The 20,756-nt window shown below is 56.5% G+C and carries 20 protein-coding genes; 7 read left to right on the top strand and 13 right to left on the bottom strand.

Annotation, left to right across the window (positions count from 1 at the left end; genetic code table 11):
- Positions 1-296 precede the first annotated feature (296 nt).
- A complete protein-coding gene (yejK, locus tag JL015_RS08020; protein WP_201018064.1) occupies positions 297-1,298 on the top strand; it encodes a nucleoid-associated protein YejK in 1,002 nt (333 codons plus the stop codon).
- Between the two features lie 5 nt (positions 1,299-1,303).
- Entirely contained in the window at positions 1,304-1,654 is a 351-nt protein-coding gene (locus tag JL015_RS08025; protein ID WP_201018065.1) for a glutaredoxin family protein, read from the top strand.
- Between the two features lie 76 nt (positions 1,655-1,730).
- Here JL015_RS08025 and JL015_RS08030 read toward each other — a convergent pair whose 3' ends face one another.
- From JL015_RS08030 to JL015_RS08045, 4 genes are all read right to left on the bottom strand, one after another.
- Positions 1,731-2,666, bottom strand: coding sequence for a glutathione S-transferase family protein (locus tag JL015_RS08030; protein WP_201018066.1), 936 nt, complete (start codon positions 2,664-2,666; stop codon positions 1,731-1,733).
- A gap of 65 nt (positions 2,667-2,731) precedes the next feature.
- Complete coding sequence (locus tag JL015_RS08035; protein WP_201018067.1) at positions 2,732-3,067, bottom strand: GIY-YIG nuclease family protein; 336 nt, start codon at positions 3,065-3,067, stop codon at positions 2,732-2,734.
- Complete coding sequence (locus tag JL015_RS08040; RefSeq protein ID WP_201018068.1) at positions 3,060-3,551, bottom strand: nuclear transport factor 2 family protein; 492 nt, start codon at positions 3,549-3,551, stop codon at positions 3,060-3,062. The genes JL015_RS08035 and JL015_RS08040 overlap by 8 nt, the downstream gene beginning before the upstream one ends.
- Before the next feature lie 121 nt (positions 3,552-3,672).
- The gene (locus tag JL015_RS08045) at positions 3,673-4,899 is read right to left on the bottom strand and encodes an MFS transporter (RefSeq protein WP_201018069.1); all 1,227 of its coding nucleotides are present in this window, start codon (positions 4,897-4,899) and stop codon (positions 3,673-3,675) included.
- 751 nt (positions 4,900-5,650) lie between these two features.
- On the opposite strand from JL015_RS08045, the gene JL015_RS08050 reads away from it, so the two are divergent.
- Entirely contained in the window at positions 5,651-6,235 is a 585-nt protein-coding gene (locus JL015_RS08050) for a hypothetical protein (protein ID WP_201018070.1), read from the top strand.
- 87 nt (positions 6,236-6,322) lie between these two features.
- On the opposite strand, the gene JL015_RS08055 is transcribed toward JL015_RS08050, so the two are convergent.
- The 4 genes from JL015_RS08055 to JL015_RS08070 form a co-directional block, all read right to left on the bottom strand.
- Positions 6,323-7,087, bottom strand: coding sequence for an amino acid ABC transporter ATP-binding protein (locus JL015_RS08055; protein ID WP_201006044.1), 765 nt, complete (start codon positions 7,085-7,087; stop codon positions 6,323-6,325).
- Positions 7,088-7,097: 10 nt separating this feature from the next.
- The gene (locus JL015_RS08060; RefSeq protein ID WP_201018071.1) at positions 7,098-8,195 is read right to left on the bottom strand and encodes an amino acid ABC transporter permease; all 1,098 of its coding nucleotides are present in this window, start codon (positions 8,193-8,195) and stop codon (positions 7,098-7,100) included.
- A 10-nt stretch (positions 8,196-8,205) separates the two neighbouring features.
- On the bottom strand, positions 8,206-9,387 hold the full coding sequence (locus tag JL015_RS08065) for an amino acid ABC transporter permease (protein WP_201018072.1): 1,182 nt from the start codon (positions 9,385-9,387) through the stop codon (positions 8,206-8,208).
- Positions 9,388-9,458: 71 nt separating this feature from the next.
- A complete protein-coding gene (locus JL015_RS08070; RefSeq protein ID WP_201006049.1) occupies positions 9,459-10,487 on the bottom strand; it encodes an amino acid ABC transporter substrate-binding protein in 1,029 nt (342 codons plus the stop codon).
- A 480-nt stretch (positions 10,488-10,967) separates the two neighbouring features.
- Here JL015_RS08070 and JL015_RS08075 point away from each other — a divergent pair, with 480 nt between their 5' ends.
- Together JL015_RS08075 and rhlB are read left to right on the top strand one after the other, a co-directional pair.
- Positions 10,968-11,627: an alpha/beta hydrolase gene (locus JL015_RS08075; RefSeq protein ID WP_201018073.1), complete on the top strand. Its 660-nt coding sequence runs from the start codon at positions 10,968-10,970 to the stop codon at positions 11,625-11,627.
- 127 nt (positions 11,628-11,754) lie between these two features.
- A complete protein-coding gene (rhlB, locus tag JL015_RS08080; protein ID WP_201018074.1) occupies positions 11,755-13,206 on the top strand; it encodes an ATP-dependent RNA helicase RhlB in 1,452 nt (483 codons plus the stop codon).
- 71 nt (positions 13,207-13,277) lie between these two features.
- On the opposite strand, the gene moaE is transcribed toward rhlB, so the two are convergent.
- The 5 genes from moaE to JL015_RS08105 form a co-directional block, all read right to left on the bottom strand.
- The gene (gene moaE, locus JL015_RS08085) at positions 13,278-13,727 is read right to left on the bottom strand and encodes a molybdopterin synthase catalytic subunit MoaE (RefSeq protein WP_201006055.1); all 450 of its coding nucleotides are present in this window, start codon (positions 13,725-13,727) and stop codon (positions 13,278-13,280) included.
- A gap of 2 nt (positions 13,728-13,729) precedes the next feature.
- Entirely contained in the window at positions 13,730-13,975 is a 246-nt protein-coding gene (locus tag JL015_RS08090; RefSeq protein ID WP_201018075.1) for a MoaD/ThiS family protein, read from the bottom strand.
- Positions 13,972-14,457 (bottom strand): cyclic pyranopterin monophosphate synthase MoaC, encoded by a 486-nt coding sequence (moaC, locus tag JL015_RS08095; protein WP_201018076.1) that lies wholly within the window; start codon positions 14,455-14,457, stop codon positions 13,972-13,974. Before moaC ends, JL015_RS08090 begins: the two co-directional genes overlap by 4 nt.
- Positions 14,458-14,602: 145 nt before the next feature.
- A complete protein-coding gene (locus JL015_RS08100; protein ID WP_201006061.1) occupies positions 14,603-15,997 on the bottom strand; it encodes a PhoH family protein in 1,395 nt (464 codons plus the stop codon).
- A gap of 335 nt (positions 15,998-16,332) precedes the next feature.
- Positions 16,333-17,469, bottom strand: coding sequence for a polysaccharide deacetylase family protein (locus JL015_RS08105; protein WP_201018077.1), 1,137 nt, complete (start codon positions 17,467-17,469; stop codon positions 16,333-16,335).
- 331 nt (positions 17,470-17,800) lie between these two features.
- Here JL015_RS08105 and yaaA point away from each other — a divergent pair, with 331 nt between their 5' ends.
- Together yaaA and JL015_RS08115 are read left to right on the top strand one after the other, a co-directional pair.
- Positions 17,801-18,580 (top strand): peroxide stress protein YaaA, encoded by a 780-nt coding sequence (gene yaaA, locus JL015_RS08110; protein WP_201018078.1) that lies wholly within the window; start codon positions 17,801-17,803, stop codon positions 18,578-18,580.
- 803 nt (positions 18,581-19,383) lie between these two features.
- Positions 19,384-20,700 carry a nucleotide sugar dehydrogenase gene (locus JL015_RS08115; protein ID WP_201006067.1) on the top strand — a complete coding sequence of 439 codons (1,317 nt, stop codon included), beginning with the start codon at positions 19,384-19,386 and terminating at the stop codon, positions 20,698-20,700.
- Positions 20,701-20,756: the final 56 nt, after the last annotated feature.

The following is a 20,756-nucleotide window of genomic DNA, read 5'->3' on the forward strand; positions in this document are numbered from 1 at the left end:
TAATCGCGAAATGTAGATACTGAAACCGGGTTTTGGTTCGGCCTACACGTAAACGATCTGCATGCTTGGCGCGCTAGAGTGCGCAAGACCGCGCAAAACTAGCACAGAGCCGGGCAAATATCCGCCCTTACCTATCCTTTTGGTCAGCTTTAAGTCGTAATAGAACAAAAATTGATCACAAAACACCCTACAGAGTGGAAAACAGGGCTCTGCAAGGCCATTTGTCGCGGGCGTGCGTTACACTTGCTGCCTTGCAACGAGCTGCCTGCTCTTCATCACCATCAGCCGAGATATCCATGCCGATCCGTCATTGCATCGTCCACCTGATCGACAAGAAACCCGACGGTACGCCCGCAGTTCTCCACGCTCGCGACTCCGAACTCGCTGAGTCCCAGGCCATCGAGAACATGCTCGCGGACCTCAACGAGAGCTATAACGCCAAACAGGGCAAGGCCTGGGGACTGTTCCATGCCGAATCCGGCGCACACCCTTTCAGCGGCTGGCTGAAAGAGTATCTGGATGGCGCAAACGACTTCACGGCGTTCTCTCGTGTGTCGGTGGAGCACCTGCAGAAGCTGATGGAAGAATCCAACCTGTCGGTGGGCGGTCATGTGCTGTTTGCGCATTACCAGCAAGGCATGACCGATTACCTGGCCATCGCCCTGCTGCACCACAGCGAAGGCGTGGCCGTGAATGACGAGCTGGACGTTACACCGTCGCGGCATCTGGACCTGGGCCAGTTGCACCTGGCTGCCCGGATCAATATCTCGGAATGGCAGAACAACAAGCAGTCCAAGCAGTACATCTCCTTCATCAAGGGCAAGAACGGCAAGAAAGTCTCGGAGTACTTCCGCGACTTCATCGGCTGCCAGGAAGGTGTCGACGGCCCCGGCGAGACCCGCACCCTGCTCAAGGCGTTCAGCGACTTCGTGGAAAGCGAAGACCTGCCGGAAGAGTCGGCACGGGAGAAAACCAAGACCCTGGTGGATTACGCCAGCAGCCAGAGCAAACTGGGTGAGCCCATGGGCCTGGAAGAACTCTCCGAACTGATCGACGAAGACCGCCCGCGTGCGTTCTACGATCACATCCGCAACAAGGATTACGGCCTGTCTCCAGAAATCCCGGCAGACAAGCGCACCCTGAACCAGTTCCGCCGCTTTACGGGCCGCGCAGAAGGCCTGTCGATCAGCTTCGAGGCGCACCTGCTGGGTGACAAGATCGAATATGACGAACAGGCCGGCACCCTGATCATCAAGGGCCTGCCCACTCAGCTCACCGATCAGTTGAAACGGCGATAACCGCGATGCTGCTGCGTACCCTCAAGAAGTTCGCGCTGATCATGCTGGTGGTCGTGGTCTATCAGAACTGGGGCAAGATCGAGAACCTGTTCAACCCGCAACCCGCCAGCGTTGCGCAGAGCTACAGCCAGGCAAAGGTCGTGATGTATGCGACCGAATGGTGCGGCTACTGCAAACAGACACGACGCTTTCTGGACAGCAAGGGCATCGCGTTCACTGAGTACGACATCGAGAAGTCAGCAGAAGGCCGCAAGGCCTATGAAGCCCTCGGCGGACGCGGTATCCCGTTGCTGGACGTCAACGGGACGCTGATTCGCGGCTTTTCGCCAGACGCCATATTGGCGGCGCTGAAGTAGGAGCAATCGGGCGGCGCTCCGCTTATTCGCGAAAATGATCTTCGCGGATAAATCCGCTCCTACCTGAGCATTTAATTCACGACCGCTTTTCGATCCGGAACCCCAGGCGTGGGAAATGCACATGCACCAGGCCTGCACGCGGGTCTTCACGGCGCAGGATCAGCTCTTCGCGGCCACTGAACAGCAACTCGCCTTCCACTTCATCCACGCCGTAATCAATGGCTGAGATCGCCACCCGATCACCGGCCTTGAAGCCGTTCGGGTCGACAAACGCCTCATCGGGCAATGCCGCGGGCGTGGCATCGGCGGCGATTTGCACTGCATCGACAGCATCGAGGTCTTTGTGCGCTCCATGGCCAAAACCCAGCACACGACCAAGCCAGGCCGAAACCGTCGGGTAGTCGTCTACCAGCGGCGCAGTCACGGGGGTCTGTTTGAGGAACCAGAGGGTGTGGGCCACGGAAAAGTCGGCAATCGAAGGCTCGCCAAACAGGAAGTCGCCATTGCGCTCCAGTTGCTGCTCCAGACGTGCCATCAGGGTTGGCCATTGATGCTGCGCCTGTTCCAGCGGCAGGCGTGATGCGCTTCCACCATTGAACAAGGTTGCCCGGTCTGCAACGAAGGCCTTGACCGCTTCGGGAGGCACCTTGGCGAAGCGGACCGCCAGCGAGGCGGGCTGGAACACCAGGCTGACCGCATGCATGAACAGCACCGAATCGCCCCAGGCAGCAAGACCGGCAACCGTAAACTCGTGGCCTTCGGGATAGAAGGTCGGGGAAATCTTTTCCTGCTCCAGACGACGTGCGATCAATGCGGTGTCGCAGTAGATATCCGCACCTACCTGCAGAACCGGCGTCTTGCGATAACCACCGGTAAGGGCCGTCAGATCAGGTTTTGGCATGATGGGCGGGATCGTCACCGACCGCCACGAGAGCCCCTTGAAGCCGAGCATCAGGCGGGCCTTTTCGGCAAACAGCGATGCAGGGTAATGATGAAGAATCAGCTCTGACATGCTTTGGCCTCTTGGGCACTGGGAAAGCAACAGCTTAACCCCCTGCACCCGGACAGCCTACAGGATCAGACTGATGACACGGCATCACGCAGAGTGATCGGAGAACCCGCATAGCTTGCCGCCAATACTTCCTTGGCGCTCTTGCGCAGCTTCTTGATCAGGCGCTCCTGGCGCAAAGCCTCGCCCTTGCTGTCCCAGACCTCGACGTAGACCAGCGCAAGTGCCGGGCTGGAGTGGAAGAAGCGTGCGCCCTTGCCCCGCTGGTGATCGGCAAAGCGTCGATAAGGATCGTCACTGATGCCGCAATACAACGAACCATTGGCCGCACGCACCAGATAGACAAACCAGGGTTTACCCACAGATGCTGCGACATCGGTAACGGCATTCACAACGTCAGGCATGGCGTTTTTCTGTAAACACTTTGAGGCCCTTGTGAGCCTGTGCGCGAATCGCGTTCTGCACCAGCGGCGTCCAGCCCAGCAGCAGGCCCTTGGTGCCCAGCGCCTGACGCGACCAGCTCCACAGATCGAAGTTGTCATGGTGCTCAGTGATCTTGCCATCATGGAAGACAAACCGGGCCTGGATGTTATTGACCACTGTACGGCCAGTCTGGCTGAACAGGTAAGTGGCCACCCAATGCGCGCCGCCACTGCGCTCATCGGCGCGGACATTGTCGAAAACCACCGAGAAGTCCTGGGCGCGCGAGGTCAGCATGCGCCACATATCACCGGCCTGCCTGCCACGCAGCTCACCGAATACCGGGTCGCTGAATAGCACATCATCGCTGTAACAGGCCGCCATTCCTTCGGCATCCAGACGGGAAAAAGCCTCGTAGAAGCGGGTAATCAATGCGCTATTGGCTTGGCTTGTTTGTTCGTTGCTCATGCATGCAGGTCCGTTTGGAAGCAAAAGATGATGCACGATAAGCGGCAACTCGACACTTTGCCATCATCATTCGCAGGATAAATGTTGTTCGCGAATGAATTCGCTTCCACACAGCGCAGATTCAAACCTTCTCGCTGACGACATTCACATGCAACGCCCGTCCTGCACCCAGCCCGGCCACAATGGCTCCAAACCCCAATGCAGCAAAGATCCAGCCAATCGAATCCCAGCTTCCCGTCACATCATGCACCACGCCCACCGCCAGCGGGCCTATGGAAGCAATGGTGTAACCAATCCCTTGAGCCATGCCCGACAGGTTGGAAGCCACATGGGAGTCACGCGAACGCAGCACGATCAGCGCCAGTGCCAGACTGAACGTACCGCCCTGCCCCAGCCCCAGCAGAATGGCCCAGCCCCAGAGCCCTTCCAGCGGCGCATACAGGCAACCGAACAATCCCCCCAGAGTCATCAGCATGACGAGCACAATGGACAGACGCTGATCCTTGCCCCGTGTCGCCAGCCATGGCGCACTCAAGGCACTGATCAACTGCACAATGATCGAGCCGGACAACAACAGACCCGCCTGGGTCGGAGTCATGCCGCGGTCGATCAGCACCGAAGGCAACCAGCCGAAGACGATGTAGGCCAGAGAGGATTGCAGGCCCATATACAGCGTGACCTGCCAGGCCAGCGGATCACGCAGCAGACCACGCACGCGATACGCCACCTGATGATGAGCATGCAGCTCGCGAGCCTGGGGCAACCAGACCAGTGCGGCCAGTACCGCCGGGATCATCCAGAACCCCAGACCGACACTCCAGCGATCATCGAAATACTGGGTCAAAGGCACCGTCAGACCCGCAGCAATCGCAGCACCAAGGCACAGCGCCATGGTATAGACGCCGGTCATGGCTCCGGCCTGCTTCGGGAAGTCACGTTTGACGATACCTGGCAACAACACACCAATGATACCGATGCTCGCCCCGGCCAACAGGCTCCCGGCGAACAACCCGACCTCACCGAAATGGCTACGCAGCAGGATGCCCGCCGCCAATAACAGCAGAATCCCCAACACCACCCGCTCGCTGCCGAAACGTCTTGCGAGTCGTGGCGCCAGTGGCGCGAACAAACCCAGGCACAACACTGGCAAAGTCGTCAAAAGCCCGGCCCTGGCCGCCGACAACCCAAGGCTGTCGGAAACCGCATTGAGCAATGGCGCAACGCTGGAGAGCGCGGGCCGCAGATTCAGGGCAACCAGCACCAGGCCAAGCAATAACAGCCATGGGCGTTTGAGGGTGGGAGTGTGCTGGATTGAGGTCGTGCTCGCCTGAGGCGCCTTGGTCGTCATGAGTCTCTCGTGGGCAGGATGTGTTACAGCGCATTGCGCAAAGGGGGTGCATCCTGTTGGAGAACCTTGCCGAATACAAGTTCGCTCTGAATATCCACAAAAATGCGCGGCCCCACTGACCATAAAGCGTCGTAATTTTCAGAAACGCCCTACAGCCTGTTTGATGCCATATTAATAAGATGATTGCCTACCTTCAGGACGATTATGTATGGCACATCACGGTTACATGACAATCACCGGCAAGGTGCAATGAAGGAATCCTGGCGATTATTTAGATACATCGATGCCGATTATATTCGAGCGTATGAGGCTACATCCAGGCGAGCATTTCTTTTCGACAGGGTCTCGGATGGGGTAACGATAAAGGGCATGGCGGAGGAATGGGGTAATAAAAGTGAATGACATAATGTTCAATTCAGTATTTACCGTGATCAGCATCTTGCTGTACATCCCCTCACTATGGGCAAGGGCTTCATTTTCAGGTACTGACTTCTCCCGAAACAAGCTATGGGGAACAATGCTGTACAACTATGTATTCATGTTCATTCATTTCGACTTTGTAAAAAATAGCCAACTGCCATTTATCGGGCAACGAGAAGAGTCCCCCATTGAGTGGTTTTCTTTTTTCATGATTTTTGCCTACCTGTACGCGCTCCCTTCAGAAAGAAACTTAAAACGATGGATTTGACGCGCCCACTTGCAAAACGATTGTTTTTGCAGCCTTTGTCAAAGCTAGAAAACGACAACACCCATGGCCTACGGCTTGAAAATGAATGACCTCTCCTATCAATCCATCATCATTTCACTCTGCATACTCTTCTTCCTTCCCTCTCTATGGGCCAAATCCAGATGGAGTGGTGATGGTTACTCCGGCGATAGATTCTTGATCGCATTTATCTATAATTTTATTTTTTCAGCTCTCCATTGGCAGTTGGTACAAACGACTGAGGTACCTTTTTCAGGGACACCAGCGAGCCCTTTGCTGCAATGGTTCTCTATTTTCATGGCAGTGGCACACATTATTTCACTCCCCAGAGAATCCCTGCCTAAACGCTGGTTTTCAAGAAAGGCTTCATTACCCATTTCTTTTAATCCGCAATATAGCTACACACTAAAAAGCCCTATCACAGACTTCTTATCACCCTTATTTAGCCTCTTGATACCGAGCATTTGTTGTGCAACATTTTATTCCGGGCTTATTTGTCTGGCACTCATAGAATTTATTGACGTCGATATTTTCTATCGAAAGATTATCTTCGGAACGCTTTGGATTATCCTGTTCGGTATATTTTTATACGGGCTGCACGCTGAAAGAAAAAAACGCGGTTACCTCTAGTCCGCTCCTCCTTTTGCCTGCGATAAAAATCGCAGCGCATAAAAAACCCGGACACAAGGTCCGGGTTTTTCATGCAGCGTCTGCGACTCAGTGAATGATCTGGCTGAGGAACAGTTTGGTACGGTCGCTTTGCGGGTTGTCGAAGAAGTCGTTTGGTGCGGCTTGTTCGACGATCTCGCCCTTGTCCATGAAGATCACGCGGTTGGCCACGGTGCGGGCAAAGCCCATTTCGTGGGTTACGCAGAGCATGGTCATGCCCTCTTCGGCCAGGGTGACCATGGTGTCGAGTACTTCCTTGACCATTTCCGGGTCGAGTGCCGAGGTCGGCTCGTCGAACAGCATGATTTTCGGTTTCATGCACAGGGCACGGGCAATCGCCACACGCTGTTGCTGACCACCGGAAAGCTGGCCCGGGTACTTGTTCGCCTGCTCTGGAATGCGCACGCGCTCCAGGTAGTGCATGGCGATTTCTTCAGCCTTTTTCTTCGGCATGTTGCGAACCCACATCGGAGCCAGCGTGCAGTTCTGCAGGATGGTCAGGTGCGGGAACAGGTTGAAGTGCTGGAACACCATGCCGACTTCACGACGAATGGTTTCGATCTGCTTCAGGTCCGAAGTCAGTTCGGTGCCATCAACGATGATGCGACCCTGCTGGTGTTCTTCCAGACGGTTCAGGCAGCGAATGGTCGTGGACTTGCCCGAGCCCGACGGGCCGCACAATACGATACGCTCACCCTGACGCACGTTCAGGTTGATGTCCTTGAGTACATGGAACTGGCCGTACCACTTGTGTACGCCTTCCATCCGGATCATGCCTTCAGCGCCCAGAGGCTTACTGATAACTTCACTCATCACAAAACTCCTAACGCTTGTGGCCTGTGTCCAGCTTACGTTCCAAATGCATGGAATAGCGGGACATACCGAAACAGAAGATCCAGAACACCAGGGCCGCGAAGACGTAGCCTTCGGTGGCCATACCCAGCCATGACGGGTCGGCGGTGGCTTGCTTGACGCTGTTGAGCAAGTCAAACAGACCGATGATGATCACCAGGCTTGTATCCTTGAACAGGGCAATGAAGGTGTTGACGATGCCGGGGATAACCATCTTCAACGCCTGCGGCAGGATAACCAGCCCCATTGCGCGCCAGTAGCCCAGGCCCATCGCTGCGGCCGCTTCGTACTGACCTTTGGGGATTGCCTGCATGCCACCGCGCACCACTTCGGCGATGTACGCCGACTGGAACAGGATGACGCCGATCAGCGCCCGCAGCAGCTTGTCGAAGTTCATCCCTTCAGGCATGAACAGCGGCAGCATTACCGACGACATGAACAGCACCGTGATCAATGGCACACCGCGCCAGAACTCGATGAAGGTCACGCACACCACGCGCACGGCCGGCATGTTGGAACGACGCCCCAGTGCCAGCAGAATACCCAGCGGCAGCGCACCGGCGATACCGACGGTCGCGATCACCAGGGTCAGCATCAGGCCGCCCCACTGACTGGTTGCCACAATGCTCAGACCAAACGCGCCGCCATGCAGCAGGTAGAACGCGATGATCGGGTAAAGCACCAGGAAGCCGATGGCGTAGAACGCCTTGCGCGGGAACTTCGAGATGAACAGAGGCGCAGCACCGACAATCGCCAGGATTGCGGTGAGGTCGACCCTCCAGCGCAATTCAGTCGGGAAGTAGCCATACATGAACTGGCCAAAACGCTGCTGGACGAATACCCAGCAGGCACCTGCCTTGGTGCAGTCTTCCTTGGTGGTGCCGATCCAGTTGGCGTCCAACAGTGACCAGCTGATCATCGGCGGGACGATCAGGTAGATCAGGTAGAACGAGAGCAGGGTCAGCAGCGTGTTGATCCAGCTGGAGAACAGGTTCTGCCGCATCCACGCAACCGGGCCGAACACTTTGCTCGGTGGTGGCATGTCAGGTTTGAAAGTATGAGTTGTCATGCGCGTTTCCTCACCGCTCGATCAGCGCAATGCGCTTGTTGTACCAGTTCATCAGCATGGAAATGCTGATACTGATCGCCAGGTACACGCTCATGGTGATGGCAATGACTTCAATGGCCTGACCGGTCTGGTTGAGCACCGTACCGGCAAACAGAGAAACCATTTCCGGATAACCGATCGCTGCCGCCAGCGAAGAGTTCTTCGCCAGGTTCAGGAACTGGCTGGTCAACGGCGGAATGATCACCCGCAGGGCTTGCGGAATGATGACCTTGCGCAGCGTTGGCCCAGGGCGCAGGCCCAGGGAACGAGCGGCTTCGGTCTGGCCATGGCTGACCGACTTGATGCCCGAACGCACGATTTCGGCGATGAACGCCGCGGTGTAGATGGTCAGCGCCAGAGTCAGGGAGATCAGTTCAGGGATCAGTACCCAGCCACCGGTGAAGTTGAAGCCTTTGAGCTGAGGCAGTTCCCAATGCACCGGGCTGCCGAAGATCAGCATGCTCAGGCCGGGAATGACCAGCAGCAGACCCAGGCTGGCCCAGAACTTGTGGAACGGCTCGCCAGTGGCTTCAAAACGCTTGTTGGCCCAACGCACCATCGCGACCACCGCCACAATGGCGATGACGATGCTGATCAGAAACGCCCAGATGCCTTCGGAAGGAATTGCCTTGGGCATGTTTAACCCGCGGCTGCTGACAAAGAACATGTCCAGGTAGCCATGAGCCTGACGTGGTCCGGGCAGGGTCAGGAAGACGGCGGTATACCAGAACAGGATCTGCAACAACGGCGGAATGTTGCGGAAGACTTCGACGTATACGGTCGCCAGCTTGTTGATCATCCAGTTCGGCGACAGACGAGCGACACCAATGATGAAGCCCAGGATAGTCGCCAGAAAGATACCGATGATCGACACCAGCAGGGTATTGAGCAAGCCGATGACAAAGACGCGGGCATAGCTGTCCGCTTCCGTGTAGTCGATCAAGTGCTGGGCAATACCGAAACCGGCACTGCGCTCAAGAAACCCGAAACCCGATGTAATACCACGATGCTGCAGGTTGGTCTGGGTGTTGTCGAACATGAACCAGCCCAACGAGACCACCGCCACTACGGTGATGATCTGAAATAACCACGCGCGCACTTTTGGGTCGCTCAAAGAGAGCTTTTGCTTTGGTGCGACGATTTGCTTTTCCATGAAATGCCCCAGGAAAAATCGAACAGAACAACGCCCGACAGGCTAAAAAAGCCTGTCGGGCGCCGGGTCAATCAGCGAATTGGTGGAGCGTACTGAATGCCACCTTTGTTCCACAGAGCGTTTTGGCCGCGCTTGATTTTCAGCGGGGTCGATTCGCCCAGGTTGCGCTCGAACATCTCGCCGTAGTTACCTACCTGCTTGACGATCTGAACAACCCAGTCCTTCGGCAGTTTCAGGTCTTTGCCGTACTCGCCGTCAGCACCGAGCATACGGGCAACGTCAGGGTTCTTGGTGGCCTTGGCTTCAGCTTCGACGTTCTTCGAAGTGATACCAGCCTCTTCCGCGTTCAACTGAGCGAACAGGGTCCAGCGAACGATGGAGAACCACTCTTCGTCGCCTTTACGTACGACCGGGCCCAGTGGCTCCTTGGAGATCACTTCAGGCAGAACGACGTAGTCGTCAGGCTTGGCCAGCTTGCTGCGCTGTGCGTAGAGCTGCGACTGGTCGGAGGTCAGTACGTCGCAACGGCCGCCTTCCAGCGACTTGGCGCTTTCGTCGGAGGTGTCGAAAGTGATCGGGGTGTATTTCAGACCGTTGGAGCGGAAGTAGTCGGAGACGTTCAGCTCAGTGGTGGTACCAGCCTGGATACAAACGGTTGCACCGTCCAGTTCCTTGGCGCTCTTGACGCCCAGCTTGTTGTTTACCAGGAAGCCGATACCGTCGTAGTAAGTCACGCCGGCGAATACCAGACCCATGCCCGAATCACGGGAGCTGGTCCAGGTGGTGTTACGCGACAGGATGTCGATTTCACCGGATTGCAGTGCGGTGAAGCGCTCCTTGGCGTTCAACTGGCTGAATTTGACCTTGGTTGCGTCACCGAAAACGGCAGCAGCTACGGCACGGCACACATCAGCGTCGATACCGGTAATCTTGCCTGTAGCATCTGGAACGGAGAACCCTGGCAGGCCATCGCTGACACCGCACTGAACAAAACCTTTCTTCTGGATAGCGTCAAGTGTGGCACCGGCGTTAGCTGCACCGGTCACGCCGAGTGCTGCTACAGCTGTCACGACCGCCAGTGTGGATTTCAACATCTTCATTCAAACCTCCAGTGTGCTCTTTATTGTGTGGGACTTCGGTTACGCCGCACCCTTGTGAGGCATTAATGACCCGTGCTGGCTTTTTTTTGGGTCATACGACGTTGGGCCTGGACCATGAATCGAGCGCAAGATCATCTCGTCACTCACCTTCATCATTCATTTATAGCCCTAAGACCAAAGCCCCGTGTTTTCCCCGGACCAGAGCGGTACAGGATCAATCATGCCGGGAGTCCTGACGCATGGACTCCCGTGCTGCCTTCGATCGTTACAAGTAGTAGCCTAATAGTGTTACCGATCGATGTGAGCGCTTTGACTCCACACGTTTCATAGCAAAGCCCGTACCAGCATGCTGGCGATGTCGAATTAGCGACAGGTCAAGTCGAAAACTTGTAACCTTGCGACATCTTCTTTCACTTTTAAACTGCACGCGCACTTAATTAATGCGCCAAAAAACAATCAATGCACCCTATTGGAGCACTCATGAGCGAGCCTTTGATCCTTCAACCCACCGCAGAATCCGATGCCTGCGTCATCTGGCTGCACGGCCTGGGTGCCGACCGTTACGATTTTCTTCCCGTCGCCGAAGCCCTTCAGGAGTCGTTGACGACCACTCGCTTCATATTGCCCCAGGCCCCGAAACGCGCCGTTACCGTCAACGGTGGCTATGAAATGCCGAGCTGGTATGACATCAAGAGCATGACTTCCGAAGCCCGCTCCATCGATCACGATGAGATGGAAGCCTCGGCCCAACAGGTTCTGGACCTGATTGAGCAACAACGCGACAGTGGCATCGACCCCGCGAGAATCTTCCTGGCAGGTTTTTCCCAGGGCGGCGCCGTGGTTCTGCACACAGCCTACAAACGCTGGCAAGGCCCGCTGGGTGGCGTGCTGGCATTGTCCACCTACGCGCCAACCTTCAATGACCAGATGACATTGTCAGCCAGCCAGCAGCGTATTCCGGCCTATTGTCTGCATGGTTTTCACGACGAAGTGGTCCACAATGCCATGGGACGTACCGTTTACGAGTACCTCAAGACGCTGGGTGTAACCGCTCAATGGAAAGAGTACCCAATGGGGCATCAAGTGTTACCCCAGGAAATTTCCGACATCCAGATCTGGCTTGCCGAGAAGCTTCGGTAACGTCTTCTTTAATAGAGCTTTGAACCGGCCTGATCGGGCGCCTGTGTAGCGAACCATGGATGACACTACGCCGCGCCCGATTCTTGCATTACACTGCTCGGCGTACATTCCTTAATCAATTGACGAGATGACCGTGCTCAAAGCACTTAAAAAGATGTTCGGTAAAAGCGAGGCTGAGCAGCTCGCGCCCAACCACGCAGCATCCACCCCCGCCTCCAGGGCTGTCGCTGAAGACGAATCGCAGAATCGTGCGGTCAAGGCGCAGGCTTCGGTCAAAGAGCCCGCAGCCCCGACTCAGGCCAGGAGCGACAAACCCAAGGCCGAACGTCCACGTCGAGAGCGAGCGCCCAAGCCGCCTGTCGTCACCTGGAAGCTCGAAGATTTCGCTGTCGAACCTCAGGAAGGCAAGACGCGCTTCCATGACTTCGATCTGGCCCCCGAACTGATGCACGCGATTCATGATCTGGGTTTCCCGTACTGCACGCCGATCCAGGCGGGCGTGCTGGGTTACACCCTCAAGGGCAAGGACGCTATCGGTCGCGCCCAGACCGGTACGGGCAAGACCGCTGCGTTCCTGATCTCGATCATCACCCAGTTGACCCAGACGCCACCACCCAAAGAGCGCTACATGGGTGAACCCCGCGCCCTGATCATCGCCCCGACCCGCGAACTGGTGGTGCAAATTGCCAAGGACGCGGCAGCGCTGACCAAATACACCAACCTGAACGTCATGACGTTCGTGGGTGGCATGGAATTCGACAAACAGCTCAAGCAGCTCGAAGCCCGTCATTGCGACATTCTGGTTGCAACACCGGGACGTCTGCTGGACTTCAACCAACGCGGTGAAGTGCATCTGGACATGGTCGAAGTGATGGTCCTCGACGAAGCCGACCGCATGCTGGACATGGGCTTTATCCCGCAGGTACGCCAGATCATTCGCCAGACCCCGCACAAGGGCGAGCGTCAGACGCTACTGTTCTCCGCGACCTTTACCGATGACGTGATGAACCTCGCCAAGCAATGGACGACCGACCCGGCCATCGTCGAAATCGAAGCCGAGAACGTCGCCAACAGCAACGTCGAACAGCATATCTACGCAGTGGCTTCGGCTGACAAGTACAAGCTGCTGTACAACCTGGTCACCGACAATGGCTGGGAACGGGTGATGGTCTTTGCCAACCGCAAGGATGAAGTGCGCCGTATCGAAGAGCGTCTGGTGCGTGACGGCGTAAACGCCGCACAACTTTCAGGCGATGTGCCTCAGCACAAACGGATCAAGACCCTGGAAGGTTTCCGCGAAGGCAAGATCCGGGTGTTGGTGGCAACAGACGTCGCAGGCCGCGGTATTCACATCGATGGCATCAGCCACGTGATCAACTTCACCCTGCCGGAAGTGCCGGACGATTACGTACACCGGATCGGGCGCACAGGCCGTGCGGGCGCAGATGGCGTTTCGATCAGCTTTGCCGGGGAAGACGATTCCTATCAGCTCCCGGCCATCGAAGAGAAACTGGGCCGCAAGATCAGCTGCGAAATGCCACCGACCGAGTTGTTGCGGGCTGTGGTGCGCAAGGCCTGAGCACTTTTCGCGACTGAAGTCGCTCCTGCAGCGTTCTGTGCAGGAGCGACTTCAGTCGCGAACACCACCACTCATTTCCAGCGATCCGCAGCCGCCTGATCGCTATGCCGCCCTTCAACCCAGCGCGGGCCTTCGGCGGTGTTTTCGCGTTTCCAGAATGGTGCGCGAGTCTTCAGGTAGTCCATGACGAAATCACAGGCCTCGAATGCGGCCTGACGATGAGCGCTGGCAACGCCGACAAACACGATTGGCTCGCCAGGCTCCAGTGCGCCGACCCGGTGCAGCACTTCCAGCCTGAGCAGTGGCCAGCGCTGTTCGGCTTCAACCACGATCTTTGCCAGAGCCTTTTCGGTCATGCCTGGATAGTGCTCCAGAAACATGCCCGATACTTCACGTCCTTCGTTGAAGTCCCGCACGTAACCGACAAAACTCACCACCGCGCCGATGCCGACATTGGCCGCATGCAGTGCATTGACCTCGGCACCTGGATCGAACGCCGCCGCTTGCACGCGAATCGCCATGCTCAGCCTCCGGTCACGGTAGGAAAGAATGCCACTTCATCGCCATCCGCCAGCGGTTCGTCCAGCTGACACAGCTCTTGATTGCGGGCGCACATCAGGTTCTGCTCGGCCAGCACTTGCCAGGCTTCACCGCGCAGCAGCAGGTGCTGGCGCAGGTCGTTCAGCGTGGCGAAAGTGCCCTCGACACGCTCGCCATCCAGCCCCAACGCCTCCCGATAACGGGCGAAATACTGAACCTGCACACTCATTGCGCAGCTCCCGGCTCGTCGGCAATGAAGTGACCGCTCTTGCCACCGAGTTTTTCCAGCAACCGCACCGACTCGATGGTCATACTGCGATCAACGGCCTTGCACATGTCATAGATGGTCAGCGCGGCAACACTGGCGGCGGTCAGGGCTTCCATTTCCACACCGGTCTGCCCGGCGAGCTTGCAGCGCGCGACGATCAGCACCGCATCATCCCCTTGGGCACTGAGTTCGACCTTGACGCTGGTGAGCATCAGCGGATGGCAGAGCGGGATCAGATCACTGGTTTTCTTCGCAGCCTGAATGCCGGCAATGCGCGCAACAGCAAACACATCCCCTTTGGGATGACCGCCGCTGACAATCATTTGCAGGGTTTCAGGCAACATGCGCACAAGCGCTTGAGCCACAGCCTCACGGGACGTCACGGCTTTGTCAGTGACGTCGACCATATTGGCGCGACCTTGGGAATCGAGATGAGTCAGCACAGCCTTACTCCTGAACAGGAGTGGCGATTGTAGTTAGCCAAGGGCGTCAGCTACAAGCGGCAAGAACTGCAAGCTACAAGCGAACCACGTTCCGGCTTCTCGCTTGCAGCTTGCAACTTACCGCTTACCGCTTACCGCTTACCGCTTACAGATGACTCTCGGCATATTCAGCCAGTACCGAGCGTGGAACCCCTTGCAGGGTGATGTGTACGCCGTTGGGGAAATCCTTGAAGCGCTCCGTCAGGTAGGTCAACCCCGAACTGGTGGCTGACAGGTAAGGGGTATCGATCTGCGCCAGGTTACCCAGGCAGACCACTTTGGAACCGGCACCGGCACGGGTGATGATGGTTTTCATCTGGTGCGGTGTCAGGTTCTGGCATTCATCGATCAGGATCAGGCTTTGCTGGAAGCTGCGGCCCCGGATGTAGTTGAGGGATTTGAACTGCAACGGCACCTTGCTGAGGATGTAATCGACACTGCCATGGGTGTTTTCGTCATCCATGTGCAGGGCTTCGAGGTTGTCGGTGATCGCGCCCAGCCATGGCTCCATTTTTTCCGCCTCGGTGCCGGGCAGGAAGCCTATTTCCTGATCCAGGCCTTGCACGCTGCGGGTTGCGATGATGCGGCGATAGCGTTTGCTGACCATGGTCTGCTCAATGGCAGCGGCCAGCGCCAGGATGGTCTTGCCGGAACCGGCAGCGCCGGACAGGTTGACCAGATGAATATCAGGATCGAGCAACGCGAACAGCGCCAGCCCTTGATAGATATCGCGTGGTTTCAGGCCCCAGGCTTCCTGGTGCAGCAAGGGTTCCTGATGCATGTCCAGAATCAGCAGCTCGTCGCTCCTGACGCCCTTGATCCAGCCGACGAAGCCTTGCTCGTCGATGATGAACTCGTTCATGTGAACCGCGGGCAGGCTTTCGCTCAACTGCACGCGATGCCAGGTGCGGCCATGGTCCTGACGGGTTTCGACCTTGCTGACCCGGTCCCAGAACGAGCCGGGAATATCGTGATAACCCCGCGACAGCAGCGAGACGTCATCGACCAGCTGGTCAGTGCTGTAGTCCTCGGCGGCAATCCCGCAGGCCCGCGCCTTGAGGCGCATGTTGATGTCCTTGGTCACCAGCACCAGACGCAAATCCTTGTTACGCGCGTGCAGGTCGACCAACTGGTTGATGATGATGTTGTCGTTCAAATGCTCGGGAAGAAGGCTGTTGGGTTCCTCGCGCTTGCTCATCAGAATCGACAGGAAGCCCTTGAATACGCCGGTCCCCCGGTCGATAGGCACGCCCTTTTCGACTTCTTCCGGTGAAGCTTCACCCAGAGTCTTGTCGATCAGGCGGATGGCCTGACGGCACTCGGCAGCGACCGAATGCTTGCCGTCCTTGAGCTTGTCCAGTTCCTCCAGAACCGTCATCGGAATGGCAACGCGGTGTTCTTCGAAATTCAGCAGTGCGTTTGGATCATGGATCAATACGTTGGTATCGAGCACGTAAAGGATAGGCTGGTTAGTGGAAGGGTTGCGTCCGTGATCATCCATACTCGCTCACCTTTATAGAAGCCAGGCGGCGCAGAACCACTACAAAGCTGCGCCACGAAAAGGCCGCCGGTTCCTTCCCTTGAGGCAGGGAAGAATGTTGCTCAAGATGGGTCGTTGAGGACGCCACCTGTGTTGCAGGTTTCGGCGGTCTGTTCTCGTAATACAGCAAAACCGATGACAGAAAAAAGCTCTTTGACAGTTTTTTGAAGTTTATTTCACAGTATGACGAATAGCGCTTGGCGAGTGCCGCCTGCACGTTTACAGTCGGAAGTCACCTCAGGCCGGATTGGCCGAAAAAACCCGCCTTCCCCCCTTCCTCTTATGCCCTCAAGCCCTTATTCCTCCTGGGTTTCAGACAGATTTCGACAGTCATCCCAGATCAGTTCGCTTTGAGCGGTATTGGCCAGCAGCAAAGGCAGCGCCGACTGCGCCTTGTTGCCCATGTCATGGAATACCACCGTACCCCGACGCCAGAGCAGCATGAGGGTCAGCACCCGGTCCCCGACCTGCTGGGCCGAGAGGCGGCCTGTGGCGTCCTGCGAATCGATATTCCACAGCGACACCCGCAAGTGCTGCGAACGGAAGTATTCGCCGCTGTCAGCACGACGATGGCCATAAGGCGGCCTGAACAGCGGAACGAAGTTGTCCGGGAGAATCTGCTGGACCAGAGCGGCACTGCGCTGCACGGAATCCTGCCAGTCGACCCAGTTACTGTGCGAACGATATTCCCAGCCCTGCACACCCACGCATTGTTGCCTGTAGAGCGCCTGCAGGCTGGCTGCCGAGCTGCTCTCCAGGCGCGTCTGCAGGCTTTTCCCCAGTACAAAGAAGGTCGCGGTCATTTTTTGCTGGCGCATGAAATCGGCCAGCCAGTCCGTATTGCCATCCGCCGGGCTCGGGCCACTGTCGAAATTGAGCATGAAGGTGCGATCCGGCATTTCATCGCCACTCATTTCATCGGAGTTGTAGCGCTCGATTTCACTGCTGGTCTGAGGGAACAGAGCCGCCATGTACAGCAACTCGTTCAGGTAACGCTCATGGAAGATCGAACTCGGCTTGCCCCATGCGGCATAGAACGAATCCGGCAAAACCTGATACTCCTCGGCGCGCTGGCGCAATTGCTCCATGTCCTCGACCAGCACACAGAAGTTGGCGTCTTCCTCACAGGTCTTCTGCGCCGCCTGATAGTTCTCCAGCAAGCGCAACCACAGGCGATGACGAACCACATTCAGCGACGGCACGTTGACATAACGCAGGCCCAGGCGCTGCTTGAGCCCTTCTTCGTCCAGAGTCTCGCTGACAGCCAGGGCATGGGCGAAAGCCAGAATCTCGGCACGGGAGGCAACATCGAACAAGGCCGGCGTCTCGAAACGCTCAGGCCACACACTGCGATCCATCGTGGCGACTTCAGGCACCGCCGCCTGAGCTTCAAACCAGAACAGACACGCGCAAACTGCTAAAACAATACGCAAAACCAATGCCCTCTCGATCCAATATCAACGCCATCACCCGCGCGGCACTATAGCTGATCCGGGGCGGTGTCTTATGTCCGGCGCGTTACAAAGCCACGGCCTATACAGACCGTGTGAAAACGTAGCGAGCGAAGGTCAGGCAAGGCGAAAACAGGCGAGGAACGGTCGGAGTCGCGCTCGACTTTACTGGCTGTAAATGAGCATTCCGAGCCTGTTTTCAACGCAGCATGACCGAGCGCAGTAGTTTTCACACGGTCTGTTATCGCCACCATAGCTGGAGTCATACCCCATCACCCCATAGAATCGCCCGACGATTACAGGAGACGACTTCATGCTGATGGTGATTTCCCCAGCGAAAACCCTCGATTACGAGACCCCGCCGACCACCGAGCGCTACACCCAGCCGCAATACCTGGACCACTCTCAGGAGCTGATTACCCAGCTTCGCGAGCTGACGCCAGCGCAGATCGGTGAGTTGATGCATCTGTCCGACAAGCTCTCGGGACTGAACGCGGCGCGTTTCGGCAGCTGGACTCCAGCCTTCACACCCGAAAACGCCAAGCAGGCGCTGCTGGCATTCAAGGGCGATGTTTATACCGGCTTGCAGGCCGAAACACTGACTGATGCCCAGCTTTCCTATGCTCAGGACCACCTGCGCATGTTGTCAGGCCTTTATGGCCTGCTGCGCCCTCTGGACCTGATGCAACCTTATCGCCTGGAAATGGGCACAAAGCTGGCCAATGCCCGCGGCAAGGATCTGTATGCCTTCTGGGGCACGCGCATCAGTGAATGGCTGAATCAGGCACTGGCTGAGCAAGGCGATGACTTGCTGCTGAACCTGGCCTCTACCGAATATTTTTCTGCGGTCAAACGCTCGGCCCTGAAAGCCCGCATCATCGATACCGAGTTCAAGGACCTGAAAAACGGCCAGTACAAGATCATCAGTTTCTACGCCAAGAAAGCCCGCGGCATGATGAGCCGTTTCGTGATCAGCGAGCAGATCAATACCCCTGAAGCACTGAAGGAATTCGATGCGCAGGGTTACCGCTACAGCGTCGAACAATCGACACCCGACAAACTGGTCTTCCTGCGCGACAGTCCAGAACAGTGATGGCGTCAATGTTGCGTAGTGCTCCGGGCACTACGCAACATAGGCTCGTTAATTCAAGCCCCCTCTGCCATTTTTATGACGCCATATAAACATCACCAAGCGATGCGTTCATTTTTCGAGTGGGTTTTCTCGAAAAAATAACAACTTTTTTGAGTGATGGCATTCTGTCATTTTTCCGTAATAGCAAAAAAACATCCACCTACTTGAACCCCTCTACAACTAAGGGCTTCACGCTAGTTGCCATCATTTTGAAACCACCCCGTCAAAAAGGCCAATCGAAAAAATTCTCAAAAACAGGACGAGCGGCCCGGAACTAATCGCGAACCCACATGCTCCTACATCCCGTAACAATTCTCGACAAGCCTGTAAGAGATCACTTACAGCGCTACGAGAGCAAAGGGAAGTTGCCAGGGATTAAGTTTGATTCTGCGGAATCAATACTTCGGGTACTGAAATCAAACTCACATCACTAGTTGAAGTAGGTAGACAAGCGAACACCATGAGGTGTGCAGAGCAGGGCTCCAGATCGGCAAAGCCAAGGCTTTCGGATCGACCTGCCAAGGATCGCTATACAGGGAGTGGTTTGCCGCATCCAAGAGAGCATGGCCCTGATCCGTATGGACAGGTCACTTGCCGCTTGTACTTAGTGTCATTTGAGTTCGCCTCGTTTGTTTAGGCACTCATTCATTAAATATGCCTGCGTTAGTTAAGTGGCTTAACAGCCTTACTGACTTGCGTGTGACATCTGCTGGCCAAAATTAATATCCAGCCAACTTATGGCGTGAAAAATCGAGGAGAGTACGATGCGTATCAGCATCTTTGGTTTGGGTTATGTCGGTGCAGTATGTGCCGGTTGCCTTTCTGCACGGGGTCATGATGTTGTTGGTGTGGATATTTCCAATACCAAGATCGACCTTATCAATAACGGCAAATCGCCTATCGTCGAGCCCGGCCTGGAAGACCTCCTGGCACAGGGCATTCGCAACGGCAAACTGCGCGGCACCACGGACTTCTCCGAAGCCATCCGCGCCACTGACCTGTCGATGATCTGCGTGGGTACGCCCAGCAAGAAGAACGGCGACCTGGAACTCGACTACATCGAATCCGTCTGCCGCGAAATCGGTTATGTCCTGCGTGACAAGACCTCCCGCCACACCATCGTGGTTCGCAGCACCGTGCTGCCGGGCACTGTCGCCAATGTGGTAATCCCGATTCTGGAAGACTGCTCGGGCAAGAAAGCCGGCGTCGACTTCGGCGTTGCAGTGAACCCTGAGTTCCTGCGTGAAAGCACCGCGATCAAAGACTACGATCACCCACCAATGACCGTTATCGGCGAGTTCGACAAGGCTTCCGGTGACGTTCTGCAATCGCTGTACGAAGAACTCGACGCACCGATCATCCGCAAGGACATCGCCGTTGCCGAGATGATCAAGTACACCTGCAACGTGTGGCACGCCACAAAGGTCACCTTCGCCAACGAAATCGGCAACATTGCCAAGGCAGTCGGCGTCGATGGCCGTGAAGTGATGGAAGTGGTCTGCCAGGACAAGCAACTGAACCTGTCCCAGTACTACATGCGCCCAGGCTTCGCCTTCGGCGGTTCCTGCCTGCCAAAAGACGTTCGCGCCCTCACCTACCGTGCAGGCAGCCTGGACGTGGAAGCACCGCTGCTCAACTCCCTGATGCGCAGCAACGTCTCTCAGGTACAGAACGCTTTCGACATCGTGGCCAGCCACGATACCCGCAAAGTCGCCCTGCTGGGCCTGAGCTTCAAGGCCGGCACCGACGACCTGCGCGAAAGCCCGCTGGTCGAACTGGCCGAAATGCTGATCGGTAAAGGTTTCGACCTGAGCATCTACGACAGCAACGTCGAATACGCTCGCGTACACGGTGCCAACAAGGACTACATCGAGTCGAAGATCCCTCACGTGTCGTCCCTGCTGAACTCGGACTTCGATCAGGTCATCAACGATTCCGACGTGATCATCCTGGGTAACCGCGACGAGCGCTTCCGCGCCCTGGCCGACCAGACGCCTCACGGCAAGCACGTTGTAGACCTGGTGGGCTTCATGTCCAAGAGCACCGGCGAAAGCGGCCGTGCTGAAGGTATCTGCTGGTAAATCAGCCGCAAGCGCCAAGCACCAAGCCACAAGCTCAAGCCTCCCGCTTGCAGCTT

Source organism: Pseudomonas cichorii, from assembly GCF_015471405.1.
Taxonomy (GTDB): Bacteria; Pseudomonadota; Gammaproteobacteria; order Pseudomonadales; family Pseudomonadaceae; genus Aquipseudomonas; species Aquipseudomonas serbiensis.

Excerpts from the sequence above, each read along its gene's own strand:
- yejK (WP_201018064.1), top strand. The coding sequence starts at position 297 with ATGCCGATCCGTCATTGCATCGTCCACCTGATCGACAAGAAACCCGAC.
- JL015_RS08025 (WP_201018065.1), top strand. The coding sequence starts at position 1,304 with ATGCTGCTGCGTACCCTCAAGAAGTTCGCGCTGATCATGCTGGTGGTC.
- JL015_RS08030 (WP_201018066.1), bottom strand. The coding sequence starts at position 2,666 with ATGTCAGAGCTGATTCTTCATCATTACCCTGCATCGCTGTTTGCCGAA.
- JL015_RS08035 (WP_201018067.1), bottom strand. The coding sequence starts at position 3,067 with ATGCCTGACGTTGTGAATGCCGTTACCGATGTCGCAGCATCTGTGGGT.
- JL015_RS08040 (WP_201018068.1), bottom strand. The coding sequence starts at position 3,551 with ATGAGCAACGAACAAACAAGCCAAGCCAATAGCGCATTGATTACCCGC.
- JL015_RS08045 (WP_201018069.1), bottom strand. The coding sequence starts at position 4,899 with ATGACGACCAAGGCGCCTCAGGCGAGCACGACCTCAATCCAGCACACT.
- JL015_RS08050 (WP_201018070.1), top strand. The coding sequence starts at position 5,651 with ATGGCCTACGGCTTGAAAATGAATGACCTCTCCTATCAATCCATCATC.
- JL015_RS08055 (WP_201006044.1), bottom strand. The coding sequence starts at position 7,087 with ATGAGTGAAGTTATCAGTAAGCCTCTGGGCGCTGAAGGCATGATCCGG.
- JL015_RS08060 (WP_201018071.1), bottom strand. The coding sequence starts at position 8,195 with ATGACAACTCATACTTTCAAACCTGACATGCCACCACCGAGCAAAGTG.
- JL015_RS08065 (WP_201018072.1), bottom strand. The coding sequence starts at position 9,387 with ATGGAAAAGCAAATCGTCGCACCAAAGCAAAAGCTCTCTTTGAGCGAC.
- JL015_RS08070 (WP_201006049.1), bottom strand. The coding sequence starts at position 10,487 with ATGAAGATGTTGAAATCCACACTGGCGGTCGTGACAGCTGTAGCAGCA.
- JL015_RS08075 (WP_201018073.1), top strand. The coding sequence starts at position 10,968 with ATGAGCGAGCCTTTGATCCTTCAACCCACCGCAGAATCCGATGCCTGC.
- rhlB (WP_201018074.1), top strand. The coding sequence starts at position 11,755 with ATGACCGTGCTCAAAGCACTTAAAAAGATGTTCGGTAAAAGCGAGGCT.
- moaE (WP_201006055.1), bottom strand. The coding sequence starts at position 13,727 with ATGGCGATTCGCGTGCAAGCGGCGGCGTTCGATCCAGGTGCCGAGGTC.
- JL015_RS08090 (WP_201018075.1), bottom strand. The coding sequence starts at position 13,975 with ATGAGTGTGCAGGTTCAGTATTTCGCCCGTTATCGGGAGGCGTTGGGG.
- JL015_RS08100 (WP_201006061.1), bottom strand. The coding sequence starts at position 15,997 with ATGGATGATCACGGACGCAACCCTTCCACTAACCAGCCTATCCTTTAC.
- yaaA (WP_201018078.1), top strand. The coding sequence starts at position 17,801 with ATGCTGATGGTGATTTCCCCAGCGAAAACCCTCGATTACGAGACCCCG.
- JL015_RS08115 (WP_201006067.1), top strand. The coding sequence starts at position 19,384 with ATGCGTATCAGCATCTTTGGTTTGGGTTATGTCGGTGCAGTATGTGCC.